This is a genomic window from Bacillus sp. NH11B, from assembly GCF_001884205.1.
GTDB classification, from domain to species: domain Bacteria; phylum Bacillota; class Bacilli; order Bacillales; family Bacillaceae_G; genus Bacillus_A; species Bacillus_A proteolyticus.
In genome coordinates this window covers 115,210-132,802 of the sequence record NZ_MAOG01000130.1, presented here as the reverse complement: position 1 = coordinate 132,802, position 17,593 = coordinate 115,210, and the positions used below count along the sequence as shown (strand labels likewise).

The 17,593-nt window shown below is 35.6% G+C and carries 18 protein-coding genes; 8 read left to right on the top strand and 10 right to left on the bottom strand.

The genetic code is table 11. The annotated features are described in order from the left end of the window. The first annotated feature begins 237 nt into the window (after positions 1–237). From BAU27_RS24135 to opp4A, 5 genes are read left to right on the top strand one after another with little or no spacing between them, the layout of a single operon-like run. A complete protein-coding gene (locus BAU27_RS24135) occupies positions 238–1,257 on the top strand; it encodes an ABC transporter ATP-binding protein (RefSeq protein WP_071772201.1) in 1,020 nt (339 codons plus the stop codon). Continuing rightward, positions 1,244–2,170 (top strand): ABC transporter ATP-binding protein, encoded by a 927-nt coding sequence (locus tag BAU27_RS24130; protein ID WP_071772200.1) that lies wholly within the window; start codon positions 1,244–1,246, stop codon positions 2,168–2,170. The genes BAU27_RS24135 and BAU27_RS24130 overlap by 14 nt, the downstream gene beginning before the upstream one ends. Before the next feature lie 14 nt (positions 2,171–2,184). Continuing rightward, on the top strand, positions 2,185–3,150 hold the full coding sequence (gene opp4B / locus BAU27_RS24125; RefSeq protein ID WP_071743760.1) for an oligopeptide ABC transporter permease: 966 nt from the start codon (positions 2,185–2,187) through the stop codon (positions 3,148–3,150). Positions 3,151–3,167: 17 nt separating this feature from the next. Further along, positions 3,168–4,073 carry an ABC transporter permease gene (locus tag BAU27_RS24120; protein ID WP_071743761.1) on the top strand — a complete coding sequence of 302 codons (906 nt, stop codon included), beginning with the start codon at positions 3,168–3,170 and terminating at the stop codon, positions 4,071–4,073. 12 nt (positions 4,074–4,085) lie between these two features. Then, positions 4,086–5,861: an oligopeptide ABC transporter substrate-binding protein gene (gene opp4A, locus BAU27_RS24115; protein WP_071772199.1), complete on the top strand. Its 1,776-nt coding sequence runs from the start codon at positions 4,086–4,088 to the stop codon at positions 5,859–5,861. Positions 5,862–5,961: 100 nt separating this feature from the next. Here the strand turns inward: opp4A and BAU27_RS24110 are convergent, their stop codons facing one another. The 4 genes from BAU27_RS24110 to BAU27_RS24090 all read right to left on the bottom strand — a co-directional run bounded on the left by BAU27_RS24110 (position 5,962) and on the right by BAU27_RS24090 (position 9,787). Continuing rightward, positions 5,962–6,087, bottom strand: coding sequence for a DUF4027 family protein (locus BAU27_RS24110; protein WP_083596135.1), 126 nt, complete (start codon positions 6,085–6,087; stop codon positions 5,962–5,964). Positions 6,088–6,295: 208 nt separating this feature from the next. Then, positions 6,296–6,718: a universal stress protein gene (locus BAU27_RS24105; RefSeq protein ID WP_071743763.1), complete on the bottom strand. Its 423-nt coding sequence runs from the start codon at positions 6,716–6,718 to the stop codon at positions 6,296–6,298. Between the two features lie 65 nt (positions 6,719–6,783). Next, a complete protein-coding gene (locus BAU27_RS24100) occupies positions 6,784–8,235 on the bottom strand; it encodes a SulP family inorganic anion transporter (protein WP_071772198.1) in 1,452 nt (483 codons plus the stop codon). Positions 8,236–8,539: 304 nt separating this feature from the next. Beyond that, positions 8,540–9,787 (bottom strand): cell wall-binding repeat-containing protein, encoded by a 1,248-nt coding sequence (locus BAU27_RS24090; RefSeq protein ID WP_071772196.1) that lies wholly within the window; start codon positions 9,785–9,787, stop codon positions 8,540–8,542. Positions 9,788–9,961: 174 nt separating this feature from the next. Between BAU27_RS24090 and BAU27_RS24085 the strand changes: the two genes are divergently transcribed. Further along, complete coding sequence (locus BAU27_RS24085; RefSeq protein ID WP_071772195.1) at positions 9,962–10,639, top strand: response regulator transcription factor; 678 nt, start codon at positions 9,962–9,964, stop codon at positions 10,637–10,639. Positions 10,640–10,650: 11 nt separating this feature from the next. Then, a complete protein-coding gene (locus BAU27_RS24080; RefSeq protein WP_071772194.1) occupies positions 10,651–12,021 on the top strand; it encodes a sensor histidine kinase in 1,371 nt (456 codons plus the stop codon). Between the two features lie 39 nt (positions 12,022–12,060). Here BAU27_RS24080 and BAU27_RS24075 read toward each other — a convergent pair whose 3' ends face one another. Next, positions 12,061–12,585, bottom strand: a complete 525-nt coding sequence (locus tag BAU27_RS24075; protein WP_071772193.1) for a dihydrofolate reductase family protein — start codon at positions 12,583–12,585, stop codon at positions 12,061–12,063. A 79-nt stretch (positions 12,586–12,664) separates the two neighbouring features. Between BAU27_RS24075 and BAU27_RS24070 the strand changes: the two genes are divergently transcribed. Beyond that, positions 12,665–13,633 carry a helix-turn-helix transcriptional regulator gene (locus tag BAU27_RS24070; RefSeq protein ID WP_139254682.1) on the top strand — a complete coding sequence of 323 codons (969 nt, stop codon included), beginning with the start codon at positions 12,665–12,667 and terminating at the stop codon, positions 13,631–13,633. Between the two features lie 20 nt (positions 13,634–13,653). Here BAU27_RS24070 and BAU27_RS24065 read toward each other — a convergent pair whose 3' ends face one another. The 5 genes from BAU27_RS24065 to BAU27_RS24045 all read right to left on the bottom strand — a co-directional run bounded on the left by BAU27_RS24065 (position 13,654) and on the right by BAU27_RS24045 (position 17,522). Next, positions 13,654–14,088, bottom strand: coding sequence for an HIT family protein (locus BAU27_RS24065; RefSeq protein WP_071772191.1), 435 nt, complete (start codon positions 14,086–14,088; stop codon positions 13,654–13,656). 150 nt (positions 14,089–14,238) lie between these two features. Continuing rightward, on the bottom strand, positions 14,239–14,616 hold the full coding sequence (locus BAU27_RS24060; RefSeq protein WP_071743771.1) for an OsmC family protein: 378 nt from the start codon (positions 14,614–14,616) through the stop codon (positions 14,239–14,241). Then, positions 14,591–16,018: an amino acid permease gene (locus BAU27_RS24055; RefSeq protein ID WP_071772190.1), complete on the bottom strand. Its 1,428-nt coding sequence runs from the start codon at positions 16,016–16,018 to the stop codon at positions 14,591–14,593. Before BAU27_RS24055 ends, BAU27_RS24060 begins: the two co-directional genes overlap by 26 nt. Before the next feature lie 202 nt (positions 16,019–16,220). After that, complete coding sequence (locus BAU27_RS24050) at positions 16,221–16,865, bottom strand: amino acid ABC transporter permease (protein ID WP_071772189.1); 645 nt, start codon at positions 16,863–16,865, stop codon at positions 16,221–16,223. Next, positions 16,866–17,522, bottom strand: a complete 657-nt coding sequence (locus BAU27_RS24045; protein ID WP_071772188.1) for an amino acid ABC transporter permease — start codon at positions 17,520–17,522, stop codon at positions 16,866–16,868. Positions 17,523–17,593: the final 71 nt, after the last annotated feature.

Here is a 17,593-nt window from a genome sequence, read left to right as displayed (position 1 = left end):
AACACCTCTCTTTTTTCTACATATAGTACTTTTTTCTTACAAAAGATTTATTCTTCTCTTTTTATATGTTAGCGTTTTCAATACACTTCAATCCCTTATATAACAGCATTCAATCTTTGTATAGAAAGATTTTTGAATATTTTTTTAACTTATCCTTGTCAAACAATGTCAATTTATATTAAAATAGCAACAACATACTAAATATTTAGTCTTTTCAGAAAAGATGGAGGGATAGCCATGAAGAATCCACTTCTTCGCATTGAAAACTTACAGACTTCCTTTCGTATACAAGATCAATATCATGCAGCAGTTGATAACGTTTCGTTAACTGTCCATGAAAATGAAATTGTCGCGATAGTTGGTGAATCAGGTTGCGGAAAAAGTGCACTTGCCCTTTCCATTATGCGACTGCATAATGAAGCAAATACAAAATTACAAGGGCAACTTTACTATAGGGATAAGGATTTACTTACTATGTCAACCGCAGATATGAATAAAGTACGCGGATCAAACATCGGTATGATTTTCCAGGAACCTCTTACAGCACTCGATCCTCTTATGACAGTTGGAAAACAAATCGAAGAAAACTTAGACTACCACACAAACCTTTCGAAAACAGAAAAAAAAGAACGCACCTTAGAACTACTCCATCAAGTTGGTATTCCAAAACCAGAACTTACATATAAACAATACCCTCACGAATTATCTGGCGGAATGAGACAAAGAATTGTTATCGCAATCGCAATTGCTTGTAAACCAGGACTCATTATTGCTGATGAACCGACAACCGCTCTAGATGTAACAATTCAAGCTCAAATACTAGACCTACTAAAATCCATTCAAGAACAAACAAAGATGGGTATCATTTTAATTACACATGATTTAAGTGTTGTTGCCGAAACGGCTGATCGTATTGTCGTTATGTATGCAGGACAAGTTGTAGAAACAGGAACAGTAGAAGAGATTTTTAATACCCCTCTTCACCCATATACTCGTTCTCTATTAAACTCAATTCCATCTGCGTATGCTGAAAAAGAAAAATTACATGTAATTCAAGGGGTGGTTCCTTCGTTAGCGAAGCTACCTCGCACAGGTTGCCGCTTCCAAGCTCGAATTCCATGGGTTAGACCAGACCAGCATGAAGAAAACCCAGTTTTACATGAAGTAAAACCAGACCATTGGGTACGTTGTACTTGTTATAAACATTTCAACTTCCAACATAAGAAAGGAGATGACGTGACTCATGGCACTGCTTAAAGTAGAAGATTTAAAAGTACACTTTCCAATTAAAGGTGGTTTCTTCGGGCGCACATTAGATTACGTGCGTGCTGTTGATGGTGTAAGTTTTGAATTACAACCTGGTGAAACATACGGAATCGTGGGTGAATCAGGTAGTGGTAAATCAACAACCGGTAAAGCAATTATTCATTTAACAAAAGCGACGGGCGGTAGCATTCATTTTAATAATAATGATTTAACAAAATTAAGTCGCTCTGAGTTACGTGAACAACGAAAAGATATTCAAATGATTTTCCAAGATCCATATTCATCGCTAAATCCGAAGAAACGTGTTCTCGATATTATTGCCGAGCCTCTTCGGAATTTCGAGAAGCTCTCACCTGATGAAGAACGTAGAACCGTTCAAGAGTATCTTAGTATAGTTGGATTAAACCCAGAGTCTATTTATAAATATCCACATGAGTTTTCCGGTGGACAAAGACAGCGAATTGGTATTGCACGCGCTCTTACATTAAAACCAAAGCTTATTATCGCCGATGAGCCAGTATCTGCACTTGACGTTTCTGTACAAGCACAGGTTTTAAACTTCTTGCAAGATTTACAAGCTGAACTAGGATTAACATATTTATTTATTAGTCACGATTTGGGTGTAATTCGTCATATGTGTGACCGTATCGGTGTTATGTACCGCGGGCGCATTGTGGAAGAAGCAACTAGTGCAGAGATTTATAATAATCCACAACATATTTATACGAAGCGCTTAATATCAGCTATTCCTGATATTCGTCCTGAAAACCGAGAACAGCAACGTAAATTACGTCAGCAAGTAAGTTCTGAGTACGAGAAATCATACGAAAATTATTTCAATGAAAACGGTCGTGCTTACGATTTAAAACCAATCTCGCCAACACACCGGGTGGCATTACCTTAAGGGAGTGATAAAACATGTGGAAGTTTATATTACGGAGATTTTTAGTAATGATCCCGCAATTATTCGTGTTAAGTGTACTTGTCTTTCTACTAGCTAAAGCAATGCCAGGCGATGCCTTAACTGGCAAAGCAATGAATCCAAAAGCGGATCCAAAAGTGATTGAAGAACAACGTGAAAAGCTTGGATTAAATGACCCAGTTACAACACAATATGTTCGCTGGATTAAAAATGCAGTCCAAGGTGACTTTGGTATTTCCTATGCACATAAAATGAAAGTAACCGATTTAATTGGAGAACGACTTGGAAATACAGTATCTTTAGCACTTGTCATTCTTATTCTTACTTATTTAATTGCCATACCACTAGGAGTTATAAGTGGGCGTTGGAATGATACATGGGCTGATCGACTCATTACCATTTACAACTATCTAGGTTTCGCTACACCACTATTTATATTTGCACTAGTTATGCTCTTCCTATTCGGATTTAAGTTTGCAATATTCCCAACCGGCGGTAGCGTAGACCCTCAAGTTGCAACAGGTACATTTGCTTACTATTTAAGCAAATTGAATCACATGCTACTACCAGCTTTATCCGGGGCATTAATTGCAACAGTTGGTACTGTTCAATATTTACGAAGCGAAATTATTGATACGAAACATAAAGATTTTGTGCGTACAGTAAGAGCAAAAGGTGTTCCAGAATCAAAAATCTATTCTAGACATATTTTACGAAATTCATTCTTACCAATTGCAGCCTTCTTAGGCTATGAAATTACAGGATTAGTTGGCGGTGCCATCTTTTTAGAAAGTATTTTTAGCTATCCAGGAATTGGACAACTATTTATACAATCTATCTCTCAACGTGATTTTAGTGTAATAACTACACTCGTTATGTTTACTGGATTTGCAACGTTACTTGGAACTCTCCTTTCAGATATTATTCTAAGCATCGTCGATCCACGTATTCGTATTGATTAAAGAAAGGAGATGACGTTATGTTAGCAAACCCTGAAAAACAAACTGAAGTTATTCATTACGAAAAAAGCCCTTCTGGTTTCTCTATTATGTGGCGAGAACTTCGTAAAGATAAATTGGCAATGTTTTCACTTGTTTTCCTAGCAATCTTATTACTAGCAGTCTACGTAACATCTTTTATTATGAAACAAGAAGATATTGTACGAGTTGATTTATTCGCTATTTATGCTCCTCCCTCTGCTGAACATTGGTTAGGAACAGATTACGGAGGACGCGATATTTTCGGTCAACTTATTATTGGTACGCGTAACTCATTTACAATTGGATTAGCAATTACTATTCTTTCTTGTTTAATTGGCCTTTCAATTGGATTAATTGCCGGTTATTTTGGAGGAGCAATTGATAATATCATTATGCGCATTATCGACTTTGTTATGGTTTTACCATTCTTAATGCTTGTAATTGTATTTATTACACTTGTTCCTACATTCAATATCTTCACTTTCATTTTAATTATGAGCGTGTTCTTATGGACAGGAAAGGCAAGATTAATTCGCTCAAAAGTATTAACTGAAAAAGAACTCGATTATGTCTCTGCATCTAAAACTTTAGGAACACCAAACTGGAAAATCATTCTTTTCCAAGTACTACCTAACTTAAGTTCAATTATCATTGTTAGCGTTACATTAAATCTTGCTGGAAACATCGGTATTGAATCTGGTCTAACTTTCTTAGGATTTGGTCTACCAGAAAGTACACCAAGCCTTGGTACACTTGTTAGTTATGCTAGAAATCCAGATGTATTACAAGAGAAATGGTGGATTTGGTTACCTGCATCAATCATGATTTTAGCATTGATGCTGTGTATAAATTTTATTGGTCAAGCGCTACGTCGTTCGGCCGACGCAAGACAAAGAAAAGGATAAGGGGTGGAAGAAATGACAAATAAGCCAAAGTTTTTCAAAGTATTAAGTACACTTGCGGTTTCAACATTACTACTTTCAGCATGTGGGGGCAGTGGTGGTAGTGAAAAAACGAGCAGCACAAAAAAAGTAGATACAAATAAATTTAGTGCATCTGTTAAAAATGATAAAAAGGAAATTAAAGATGGTTCATTAACATATGGTCTTGTTTCTAACACACCATTTGAAGGACTTTTAAATTTCGCTGTATATGAAGGGGATCCCGATAACCAAGTCATTACAATTTTCGATGAATCTTTATTATCAAATGACGAAAACTGGGAATACACGAATGATGGCGCTGCTACATATAAAATTTCTGAAGATAAAAAGACAATTACACTAAAAATCAAAGATAATGTAAAATGGCATGATGGAAACCCTGTTACTGCTGAGGATTTAGAATATTCTTATCTAGTGATTGGTAGCAAACAATATGCCGGTTCTCGCTATGACACTCAAATGCAAATGATTGAAGGTATGGAAGATTACCATAATGGAAAAGCCGAAAAAATTTCAGGTATAAAGGTAACGGATCAAAAAACAATTTCGATTACGTTTAAAACACCGAACCCTTCAGTGAAAACTGGGCTTTGGACATACCCTCTTCATAAGAAATACTTAGGAGATGTACCAATCGATAAATTAGCAGAATCTGATAAAATCCGTAAAAATCCAATTGGTTTCGGACCTTTTAAAGTGAAGAAAATTACGCCAGGTGAAGCCGTTGAATTTGAACGTTTTGATGATTATTATGGTGGAAAACCAAAACTGAAAAGTATGGTTTTAAAAGTTGTTAACCCTTCCGTTGTTAACGCGTCCTTAAAAAATGGTGATATTGACATTGCTGAAGTAAGTGCAGATCAATATCCAAATGTAAGTCAATTAAAAAATGCACAATTAGTCGGTAAAACTGATTTATACTATAGCTATATCGGTTTTAAATTAGGCCATATGGATAAAGAAAAAGAAGAAGTAGTAATGGATAAGGAGAAATTTAAAGATGTTCGTGTACGTCAAGCAATGGCGTATGCTATCGATCGAAAAGAAATTGGTGAAAAATTATATCATGGCCTACGTTATCCGGCTAACTCACCAATCCCACCATCTCTACCAAAATATCATAACAATAAAGCTGGTGCCTATGATAAAGATGTAGAGAAAGCTAAAAAATTATTAGATGAAGCTGGCTATAAAGATACGAACGGAGATGGATTCCGTGAAGATCCGAATGGTAAAGAATTTAAAGCTAATTTCTTATCAATGAGTGGTAGCGATGTAAGTGAACCACTTGCAAAATTCTTTATTCAATCTTGGAAAGACATCGGCCTAAAAGTAGAGCTTCTTGATGGTCGCTTACATGAATTTAACTCATTCTACGATATGATTAAAAAAGATGATCCAAAAGTTGATCTTTTCGCGGCAGCTTGGGGAACTGGATCTGACCCAGATCCTTCTGGTATTTGGGCTAAAGATGCATCGTTCAATTACCCACGTTGGGCTAGTGACAAAAACACAGAATTATTAAAACAAGGTATTTCTCCAGAAGCTGCTGATGAAAAGTACCGTAAAGATGTCTACGATAAATGGCAAAAATTAGTTCATGATGAAGTACCATTAATTCCACTTCATTATAAATTTGACCTAAAAGGTGTAAATAATCGCGTAAAAGATTATAAATATACACCGGAAGATCAATATAAGTGGGCTAAAGTTAGTGTAACAAGCGATAAAGCAGAAACAGAGAAATAAGAAAATAGCTCCTGGCACTGAGATACATGCCAGGAGCTATTTTTTATTTATAACCCTTTTCTTGCTATTAATAACAACCAATTCCTTCCCTACTCTAGCATTAAAAGATTTGATGAACCATCTTTATTACAACAGCTAATGTAACAGATCCAGCAAATCCCCCTAAACAAATAAGACCGACACCTTGGCTATATGATAAATTTTGAAATGCTTTCATCTTTTTCATCCTCCCTATTTCCCCTTTGATACTCTTATTTTACCAATGGGGAAAATTTCATAACATCGATTTTTCTGACAACAAACTTACAAATTTGTAAGTTAATATTTTCTAAAACTTATGTATCTATTATGTCCACACTCCCCCCTTTTATACGTCAAAAAAGACCTCGAATTATATCAAGGTCTTGCTTACACTACAAAATATCTCACTCAATTTATTTGATAATCATCACCGGACATTTCACTCGTTTTGCTATTTTATGACTGACACTACCAAGCACCATCTCTTGCAATGTATTTAATCCTCTACTTCCAGCTATAACGAGATCTATATCTCCTGTATTGACATATTGAACAATCGTATCTCCTGGATCGCCATGTAATATCGTAATTGTATAAGAAATGTTCTCTTTCTTTAATAAACCTTCAATCTCTTTTAATTTATCTTTTCGACTAGCTGATATTGTTTCTAAATCCGTTTGTCCTTGTACAATATCTGATTTTGCCGTTCTATTATCTACTACGTACACAACTTCAACATGTGTTTCTTCGTTAAATTTCGCAATATATGTTGCATGCTCAGCTGCTCGAAGTGCATGTTCAGAACCGTCACATGCTAATAAAATTTGTTTGTACATATGCTGAATCCCCTTTTCGTTATCCTACTCGTATTATATAATAAAGCCCCCTAAAAAGGAGGCTTCTAACTAGCAATTCTCTTATTATAAGTAGCTAAATTTGAAACAATCTTCGAGCTTCGTTCATTTAATCCCGTTATACTTACATTCACATCATTTTGTTCATACTTCATTATAACTTTATCAATTGCGGCTACTGCTGAATCATCCCATACGTGTGCGTGAGTAAAGTTCAGCTCAATTTCTTTTGCATCTTCATTATATGAAAAAGCATTTATAAAATCTGCCGTAGATGCGAAGAATAGTTGGCCGTAAATTTCATATATTTTCTTATTTTCAATATACGAATGTTTCACGTGAATCTTTGCCATATTGAACGCAAATAAAACCGCGCTAATTACTGTTCCAATAATTACACCTAATCCTAAATTATGTGTGATTAAAACAATTACAACTGTTACGATCATAACAAATGCGTTTCCTTTCGGTACTTTATGAAGCGTTTTTACAGAGTTCCAATCAAAAGTCCCAATCGAAACCATAATCATAACAGCAACTAAAGCTGCCATCGGAATATGAACGACGTAATCACCTAAAACAAATAGTAATACGATTAAAAAACCACCGGCTACAAACGTCGATAATCTCCCACGACCGCCTGATTTAATGTTAATAACAGATTGTCCAATCATTGCACATCCTGCCATTCCTCCGAAGAAACCAGCGACAATGTTTGTAATACCTTGGCCACGTGCTTCCTTATGTTTATTACTTTCCGTATGTGTCATATCGTCTAAAACCGAAGCTGTTAATAATGACTCTAGTAAACCGATAATTGCAAGCATAACTGAGTACGGTAAAATAATACGTAATGTCTCCAGTGTAAACGGCACATCAGGCATACTAAAGAACGGTAATTCTTTCGGTAAACTTCCCATATCTCCTACTGTTTTCAACTGTAATCCGCTCATAAGTGCAATGCTTGTCACAATAATAATTGAAATAAGTGTAGACGGTACAGCCTTCGTAATACGTGGAAATAAATATATAATTGCAAGTCCTAATGCGACAAGTGCATACATTTGCCAAGTTGCATTTTTAAAATGCGGCAATTGCGCTGTAAAAACTAAAATTCCAAGTGAATTTAAAAAACCACTCATAACGGATTTAGGAACAAACTTCATAAATGAGCTCAGTTTGAACACTCCAAAAATAATTTGGACAATACCTGTTACTATTGTCGCAGCAAATAAATATTGTAAACCGTGATCTTTAACGAGCGTTACCATTAATAATGCCATTGCACCTGTTGCAGCTGAAATCATTCCAGTTCTTCCACCAACAAACGAAATTGTAACCGCAATACAAAAGGCCGCGTACAATCCAACCGTCGGATCTACACCTGCAATAACAGAGAAAGCTATCGCTTCAGGAATTAACGCTAAAGCAACGACAATTCCTGATAGTACGTCCCCTTTCACATTGGAGAACCAGTCATTTTTTATTGTTTGAAACAAAGTACCACTCCTCTACTCTTTTATCATTTGATTTTCTCCGTAAGAAAACCAGGGCCGACTGCACGAAGGCTATTATATAACGAGTAGAGGATTTTTTGCTATGTAAAAGTTTCCTAAAAAAAGACGCTACCTTAGCAGCGCCTTTGCTCATTTTACCCCGCATTAACGGGCAGTAAGACCCCACCTCAAAATTCAGCGAAAGCAAAGATGTTAGGTGGAGATCAACTGCCCGTAAAAGCCCGATTGGTGAGGGCTGATAATCAATGGGGGAGGAACACCCCCCACTGATTAAAGTTTCACTTTATTAATGTCCACCGTGACCTTGACCACTTTCTTGCACAATCTCTAATCTCTCATCCAATATACCTTGTGTTTCAAATGAAATATCACTAGTACTTCCTAATAAGAAGCCGTGGTTATACGGTCCAAGTGTCGGGTCATCTTTAAACTTCGGTTGAATACTAGCAAGGAAGTCATACACTGGTTGTAAAGCTTTTCCTTCCTCAAGCAAGACAACCGGGGCATGTTTACCCATATGTGAAAACGGCGCTCCCGCAATTGCTAAGTCTGGTGTTTTGCTTGAAACAAATGACAAACCGTGACCTGGTTTTGTGAATCCCCAGCCAAATTTCGTTTTTTCATCTTTAAATTTCGCAAACGCAACCGAATTTTCTGTTGGCGTCTCCCCACTAATACGGATCACTTTTCCGTATTTATTTAACTCTTTTTCTACTTCTCTTGAAATGATTTTCTCTGGTCCTAACACATATATATTTGCTTTATTTTTTCTTACCTTTAATGCCTCTATTGTCGCTTCTGGCACCTTATCCTTTTCTACATATAAAAGTGGTTCTGGCATATGAGAAATCCAATTTACAGCTGGTGTTGTATATAAACGTCCTTCTTCTTCAGACGAACCGATAATAACGCTATTTGGATAATCTCCCGCTATAGTGGCATATTCTTTATCGACATCTTTGGCAAATTTAGCTGGGTCCGTTTCTTTTATTTGCTTTACTTTATATTCTTTTAATTGCTCAAGGATAGATGCACCTACATCCCCCATCACCATAATTTGCGTTCCATCTTTCGTTCCGGGCGGATTTAATCTTTTTATTTCTTTTAATGTCATTTCGGGTACCACTTCTTTTTCTATAAATAAAATTGGCCCGTTATTCGGATGATGAATAAGATCTGCACTTGCAATACCTAATTGCCACTCGCTTACTGGTACTAAAATAATAGCGCCTGGCTGATTCTCCTTATGGGTAGCTGGCCATATTGTTTGCGAAGTTAATACTGCCATTTGCAGAGGATCATTTGTATTTAATCTCGTTACATTTTTTAAACTTGTCGTTAATAAATCATTCGATGCCCCAGCATTCATTTCTTTCGGCGCAGTTACCTCCTGATTCATTTTCATTTCCTTTTGCTCTGCTTTCTTCTCTGTTGTAGATTCATGATTTTTATGATCTGTGTTCGTTTGTCCACACGCCGCAAGACCAGCTGCCGCAATTATTGTTATCCCAAGAATTCGGGTCATCTTTTTCACTATATCGCCTCCGTATTAATCGTTTTCGAGCCAATATTATTGCCTAAAATGGAATTTCACCTTTACAATAACAAGCAATTCTGAAGAAATTATGCAGATGCATTATAATCTGCACCATTTCTTCATGATTTTGACTTACAATTTAAATAATGACTACAAATGCGGAGGTACTCTATGATCGATATACTACTCGTAGACGATGAACCGAGAATGCTTGAATTATTAACACTTTATCTTACTCCAATCGGATATAACTGCGTATGTGCAGTGTCCGGAGAAGAAGCTATTTCACATATAGAAAATCGGAATTTTAAATTTGTTTTACTCGATATTATGATGCCAAAGATGGATGGATGGGAAGCGTGCAAAAGAATTCGATCATTTAGTAACGTTCCTATCATTATGGTAACTGCCCGTGATCAAACGGTAGATGTCATCCAAGGGTTAAAACTTGGGGCAGATGATTACGTGACGAAACCTTTCCATGAAGAGGAGCTTTTCGCAAGAATTGAAGCTGTTTTAAGACGAACGAATCAACGTACGCAAATCCAATATCACGGCATTTTATGGGATGAGGCCAAGCATTTCGTTTCTGTCTATAATGAAGAACTTCTTCTCACTCCAATCGAATTCTCTTTACTCGGATTATTTTTACGTCATGTGAACTACGTATTAAGCCGTGATCAGCTCATTGAACGAATTTGGGGTTTAAATACAAATACAGAAGATAGAACAGTCGATTCACATATTCGTAATTTGCGTGATAAATTACGAAAAGTAAATTTCCCTATTGATCATCATTTAAAAACTGTATATGGAGTAGGCTATAGATGGATTGATACACTATATTAAGGAGCAAAGCAATGAAGCGAATATCTATTCAACTCGGATTTTATTTTCTAGTTGTTACACTTTTAATTGAAAGTGTTCTATTTGTCTTGCTCTATTATAGCCTTGTAAACAATAGAGTAAATGAAGAAATGACAGCTTTATTAAAGCGCGGAAATAGTCACCGAGATGTCCTTGAAAAGTATTTTGATAAGCAAACAATCTCCCATGTTGCTTTAATGGAATCCGAAGCTGAAACAACTGTTATTATTACAAATGCAAATAAGGAAGTGCTAGCAAAATCCAATGAAATAAATACTACTATAAAAAAGCATATTGAAGGCATGCAAACACGAACAGATCATGATGGAACAATTATAGAGAATCATTGGAAAACATCTAATTACATATGTACAGTTAGCCCAATTGTAGTGGCAGGAAAAACGGAAGGCTATGTATATATGTTTCTCGGGACGGAATCAATCGAAAAAATGGTTAACGGGCTAACAAGACAATTCATTATCGCCGGAGTCATTACTTTCCTATTAACAGCTATCACCATCTTTCTATTGTCACGTTTATTAACAAAACCATTGTTACACATGAAACAAGCGACTGAAAAAATGAGTAAGGGGGATTTATCGGTTTCATTAACGACTACTCGAAATGACGAAATTGGTGAACTAGCAGAATCCATCCAAACTCTCGCAAATGATTTACATTATATGAAAACTGAAAGAAGTGAATTTCTAGCAAGTGTTGCTCATGAATTAAGAACACCTTTAACGTACGTAAGAGGTTATGCTGACATTGCATTAAAAGAAAGTACACCTCCTGAGCAACGTTTACGATACTTATCCATTATAAAAGACGAATCTGATTATATTACAAACTTAGTTCAAGATTTATTTTCACTCGCCCAAATGGAAAAACATAACTTTTTTATTCAAGTAAAGGAAGTGCATTTACACACCTTCCTTACTCGCATAACCGAAAAAGTAAACGCGATGTATAAGGAAAGACACATTACAGTTTCTTTCACTTGTCCTCCTTCACTGTTAGTAAACTTGGATGAACAGCGATTCGAACAAGTTGTAGTGAACATTTTAAATAACGCTTACAGGCATTCAAAAGAACATTCTCATATCAATATTTCTGTTACAGAAGAAGATAAACATATTTCCATCAAAATTGAGGATGAGGGAGAAGGTATTCCCCCAGAAGACCTTCCTCACATTTTCGACCGCTTTTACCGGGTTGATAAAGCGCGCTCCAGAGCTACAGGTGGAACTGGTTTAGGACTCTCCATCGTAAAGGAAATTGTAGAACTACACGGCGGAAATATTACTGCAACAAGTGAAGTTGGTCATGGATCTTGCTTTACGATTTCATTACCAGCTACATAAAAACACGACTATACATCAATAGTCGTGTTTTCTTATCCTTTAGGACTTTACTTTATAATATAGATTTACGAATTGGCCAAACCGCTTCGTTTCCGTTAAAGTTAAATGAATTTCTGGATTCTTTTCTTTAAATAACGGAATACCAGAACCCAATATATGAGGTGTAATCGTAACAACATATTCGTCAATTAGATTATTCTTAAAGAACTCTCTCAGTAGACTCCCTCCACCGACCATCCATATTTTAGATCCTTCTTGTGCTTTTAACCTTTTTGTAAATTCCACTATATCTTCATTTACAAACTCCACGTTTCCGTTTGAACCTTTTTCTGAACGAGAAAAAACATAACATGCTTTATCTAAGTACGGGAATGTTTCCGTATGCTCTACTACATAATCGTACGTTCTTTTTCCCATAATTATTGTATCAATCGTTTCATACATTTCTGTATAACCGTTATCTCCCTCTCCTTCGGTTTCCATTAACCACTGTAAATCATCATCTTCTTTCGCAATATATCCATCCAAACTAGCTGCAATAAATAAAACTATTTCACGTGACATATCTTTTCCTCCTTGCATCTCATCTTGATAACATATGATGTAAACAATATACTAACAATAAAACACGACAATTTATGTCATGTTAAAAAGAAAAAAGGTGATACATTTGTCAAAAGCTAAACGCTTATTAGATATTCTTATATTTGCTTCTGCGAAAAAAACATTTACAGCGCAAGAAATAGCTGATGAATTTAATATTTCCGTTCGTACTGTCCATAGATACATTTTAGATTTAAGTGATATGGGGTTACCTATTTATGCTGAACAAGGTCGTAACGGAGGATATAAAGTATTAACGAATAGAGTCATTCCGCCTATTTTATTTACCGAAGAAGAAGCCGTATCCATCTTTTTTGCTTTTCAATCTTTAAGCTACTACCGAGACTTGCCTTTTAATACAGAAATCAATTCTGTTACTCATAAACTGTATAGCTCTCTCCAAAACGATGCGAAAGCGAAAGTTGATAAAATCCGCTCTTATATCGCCTTTTGGAATCCTAAGAGAACAATTGATACACCACTTTTAAAAGAAGTGTTAACAGCGGCTATTGAAAATAAAAATTTAAACTTTCAATACGAATCTAAATCAGGGATAAAAACAAAACATGTTCATCCTATCGGTGTATACGCTCATGACGGGCTATGGTACTTACCATCCTATGATTTCAGTAGAAAAAAAGTATTACTGTATCGCGTTGATCGTATTCTTTCTATATTATCAACAGAAGAAAATGAAGATACGTTCATGAATTTAGAAGAATGGTTTACCTCTAGCTCTAACGTAGTACACAGTCCTACGCAGTTACATGTTTTACTGACAACAGAAGGCTTACGCCAATGTAAAAGCGTTCCTTGCCTTGAGGAGTTCGTTGTAATAAATGCAAACGGGACAGGATATATAAACTTAACAATTGATAAAGGCGAAATTAATTTTATTACGCCTCTATTTTATCGGCTTGGAAAAGATGCACAAGTTTTAGAACCGAAAGAATTAATAGATGGTTTACGTATACGCGCGAAAGAGATTTTAAATATGTATGAAGACTAAAAAGCGTAAGAAAATTCTTCTTACGCCTTTTCGGTATGCAGTATTTGCTCTATCACTTCTTTTAATAATGTCTTTGTTTCTTCAAAGTTATGATTCTGCTTTTCTTCCGGTTGTACCGTATAAAATTCAGCAAACGAACGCTCTTTACATCTCGGTACAACATGCATGTGATAATGCGTTAATTCATTAAAAATTCCACCATTTTGACAAATTGTAATTCCATCTGGTTTATACAGTAATTTAATAGCCTTTGAAATAAGCTTAGAAGCATCCATAATCGCTTTTGCTACACAATCATCTAATTCGTCTACTTCTACAACATGCTGCTTTGGCACGATTAAAGTATGCCCTGTATAGAAAGGCGCATGATCTAAAAAACAAGTTACATAATCATCTTCATACACTTTATATATAATTTCTTCTGCATTTGCTAGTTTACACCCTAAACATTCCATCATGGTTCCTCCTCTTTCAAAAACAAAAAAACGTGAGCGCCCTATTCTCACGTTTTTCTGTTTCACCTTACCCCGCATTAACGGGCAGTAAAAGCCCGATTGGTGAAAGCTAATAATCAGTGGTGATAAACACCCCCACTGATTAAAGTTTCACTTTACTAATTCAATTGTTTCTGTAACTTTTATACTATCCTTTACAGATTGAACAATTGTGCAATTTTTCACCGCAAGTTGCAGCGCCTTGTCTAATTGCTCTTCTGTAATGTTTTGTGCTTTAATTTTATAGTGCAAATGAACACTTTCAACTGGTTTTGATAGAGCTTCACTTCTACCAATTTCAGTTTCAATTGTAAACGTATCGTATGTAATACGTTTCTTTTCTAAAATCGTTCGAAAGACAATTGCACTACATCCTGCGATAGAAGAGATTAGTAATTGTAACGGTGAATATCCATTTTCTTTTCCAATCACTAATTGACCATACGATAAATCTGCTTCTATATCATCGTGTTTGATTGTTAGTTTCATTTGTTTTTTCCATCTCCACTTTCATCGGTTTCTTTCGTTTCTTACTCATATAATAATATATGTAGCAGAAAATGATAAATGGAATACCACAATATAACGCCATTCTTTGTTCTGGAATAAACGCTAAACTAATAACAACGATACTATTTGTAATTAAAGCTAAAATTGGAACAAGCGGGTATAGTGGTGTTCTATACTTTAAGTCCTCTAATTTTCCTCCGCCTTTTAAATACTGACTTCTAAAGCGAAGTTGTGATAAAGCAATAATGATCCAACTTGAAACAGCAGATAAACCAGCTATAGATAATAAGTACATATATACTGTATCTTCTGCAAGGAAGCTTGTTAATAAAGATAACGCCGCAACAGCAATCGTTACGACTAACGCTGTAATTGGAATACCACGTTTATTTACTTTCTTGAAAGAAGTTGGTGCCATTCCTTCATTTGCAAGTGACCATAGTATACGCGTTGCTGCATATAATCCTGAGTTCGCTACAGATAGAAGAGCTGTAATAATAACGAAGTTCATAATATCAGCTGCATATGGAATACCGATTTTATCAAATACAACTACGAATGGACTTTCAATTACTCCTGCTTCTTTCCAAGAAATTAATCCTACTAAAATTGTCATTGTTAAGATGAAGAATATCATAATACGCCATACTGTATTACGAATTGCACGTGGAATTGTTTTTTCAGGATTCTGACTCTCTCCTGCTGCAATCCCGATTAACTCTGTTCCTTGGAAGGAAAAGTTAACTGTAATCATCGTAAGAAGCACTGCGGCTAGTCCATTTGGGAATAGCCCACCATCACTTACAAAGTTAGAGAAAAGAGGTGCTGCTTCTTTTCCGTCGTATGGTAAAAATCCTAGTAATGCGCTACCACCAAGTAGAATGAATGCAATAATTGTAACTACTTTAATACTAGAGAACCAAAACTCTAATTCAGCATAACTTTTCGCTGAAATAGCGTTTGAAGCATATAAAATAACCCCGAATACGAGACACCATACCCAAACATCAACATTCGGAAACCATCTTTTCATCATTAAACCGATCGATGTTAATTCTAATCCTACTGTTACCGCCCATCCAATCCAGTATAGCCAGCCGATCATAAACCCAGTTCCTGGTCCAATAAACTTCGTCGCATACTTTTGGAAAGATCCTGAAACTGGCATCGCTACCGTTAGCTCTCCAAGACAAAGCATTGTTAAATACATAATAAATCCGCCCACTAAATATGAAAGGATGGCTCCCCCTGGTCCAGCTTGATTAATAGTGTATCCTGAACCTAGGAAAAAACCTGTCCCGATTACACCACCTAGTGCGATCATAAATAAATGTCTACTCTTCATCGTACGATGTAATTTATCATTCGTTGTTTGCTGCATTGTAATCCTCCCCTATAAACCCTCTATCTCTTTTTAAAATTTTCTGATAATAAAAATATACACGAAAGCGGTTACAATTTCTATATAAAATTAAAACTTTTCTGATAAAACATTATAAAAATTTAATTATTAAGAGATTAAGATTCTATTTTAAGGTAATTAAGGATTAATAAGGAAAAACCCTTACGTATTATTGTAAGAGTTAACGTATTTCTAATCTTCTAGATAAAATTGATAAACCGTAATTTACAACGAAATACATACAAGCTGCTAGTATAAATGTTGGAATCATATAATTTACGTTCTGTCCGCTAATAATTTGAGCATTATGCATAAGCTCTGGCAATGATATAACAACCGCTAATGACGTATCCTTTAACAATGAAATAAATTGACTAACAAGCGGAGGAACCATTCTTCTAAGTGCTTGCGGTAAAATAATGTGCCAAAGCGTCTGGACATATGTTAATCCTGAAGAGCGCGCCGCTTCAATTTGCCCTCTTTCGATAGATAATAAGCCACTTCTAACAATTTCAGATATCATCGCTGCTTCAAATATCGTTAAAGCAACAATTACGGCTGTTATAATTTCTAACTTCAAACCTGCCTCTGGAAGTGCAAAATACGTAAAAAATATAATTAAAAGAAGTGGTAAATTCCGAATAACTTCAACGATAAATCCTAGTATTTGTGAGATGACGGGTATTTTTGCATAGCGCAACGTTCCTATTACACTACCGATAATAAAACTAAGTACAATCGCTACAAGAGCAACTTCTAGCGTGATAAGCAATCCTTTTAATAAAAAGAGTATATGATCTCCTGTAATAGCACCTTGAAAATCCATCTACACCCCCTCCTTTGCCAAGCGTCTTTCTAAATAACGCACCAGCATACTTAGTGGAATTGTTAATACTAAATAAAACATCCCCACAAATATATATACATCAAACGTAACAAACGTCTTCGTTGAAATTAAGTCTCCTTGATACATTAAATCCGTTCCAGCAATAATTCCGAGTATTGAAGAGTTTTTTACTAAATTGAGAAATTGATTTCCTAGAGGAGGAATTACGATTTTCATCGCTTGAGGTAAGACGACATAATACATCGCTTGCGTATAAGTTAATCCTGAAGAACGTGCTGCTTCCATTTGACCTTTCGCGACTGATAAAATACCAGCACGAATTACTTCCGCAATAAAAGCCGCTGTATAAACTGTAAGCGCAACTGTCCCTGCTACAAAACCGTTGAAAGTAATTCCTATTACCGGCAACGCAAAATAAAAAATGAATGCAATTAATACGAGTGGAATATTTCGAACAAACTCTACATAAGTAGAGCCCATCCAATTTAAAATACGAATAGGTGCAATACGCATTACCGCCAAAATTACTCCTAAAATAAAACTTCCTATTAATGCAATTACACTAGACATAACCGTATATTTAAAGCCTTCTAAATACATATCAATGTTATTCGTTAATATAGAAAAATCAGGCACATATTCTCCCCTCTTTCTTTATAAGAAGAGGATGAGTATCCCTCATCCTCTCATTCTTATTATTTATTCCA

What these genes read in the sequence shown, in the direction of transcription:
- BAU27_RS24135 (WP_071772201.1), top strand. Translation starts at nt 238, where the DNA reads ATGAAGAATCCACTTCTTCGCATTGAAAACTTACAGACTTCCTTTCGT.
- BAU27_RS24130 (WP_071772200.1), top strand. Translation starts at nt 1,244, where the DNA reads ATGGCACTGCTTAAAGTAGAAGATTTAAAAGTACACTTTCCAATTAAA.
- opp4B (WP_071743760.1), top strand. Translation starts at nt 2,185, where the DNA reads ATGTGGAAGTTTATATTACGGAGATTTTTAGTAATGATCCCGCAATTA.
- BAU27_RS24120 (WP_071743761.1), top strand. Translation starts at nt 3,168, where the DNA reads ATGTTAGCAAACCCTGAAAAACAAACTGAAGTTATTCATTACGAAAAA.
- opp4A (WP_071772199.1), top strand. Translation starts at nt 4,086, where the DNA reads ATGACAAATAAGCCAAAGTTTTTCAAAGTATTAAGTACACTTGCGGTT.
- BAU27_RS24110 (WP_083596135.1), bottom strand. Translation starts at nt 6,087, where the DNA reads ATGAAAAAGATGAAAGCATTTCAAAATTTATCATATAGCCAAGGTGTC.
- BAU27_RS24105 (WP_071743763.1), bottom strand. Translation starts at nt 6,718, where the DNA reads ATGTACAAACAAATTTTATTAGCATGTGACGGTTCTGAACATGCACTT.
- BAU27_RS24085 (WP_071772195.1), top strand. Translation starts at nt 9,962, where the DNA reads ATGATCGATATACTACTCGTAGACGATGAACCGAGAATGCTTGAATTA.
- BAU27_RS24080 (WP_071772194.1), top strand. Translation starts at nt 10,651, where the DNA reads ATGAAGCGAATATCTATTCAACTCGGATTTTATTTTCTAGTTGTTACA.
- BAU27_RS24075 (WP_071772193.1), bottom strand. Translation starts at nt 12,585, where the DNA reads ATGTCACGTGAAATAGTTTTATTTATTGCAGCTAGTTTGGATGGATAT.
- BAU27_RS24070 (WP_139254682.1), top strand. Translation starts at nt 12,665, where the DNA reads ATGTTAAAAAGAAAAAAGGTGATACATTTGTCAAAAGCTAAACGCTTA.
- BAU27_RS24065 (WP_071772191.1), bottom strand. Translation starts at nt 14,088, where the DNA reads ATGGAATGTTTAGGGTGTAAACTAGCAAATGCAGAAGAAATTATATAT.
- BAU27_RS24060 (WP_071743771.1), bottom strand. Translation starts at nt 14,616, where the DNA reads ATGAAACTAACAATCAAACACGATGATATAGAAGCAGATTTATCGTAT.
- BAU27_RS24055 (WP_071772190.1), bottom strand. Translation starts at nt 16,018, where the DNA reads ATGCAGCAAACAACGAATGATAAATTACATCGTACGATGAAGAGTAGA.
- BAU27_RS24050 (WP_071772189.1), bottom strand. Translation starts at nt 16,865, where the DNA reads ATGGATTTTCAAGGTGCTATTACAGGAGATCATATACTCTTTTTATTA.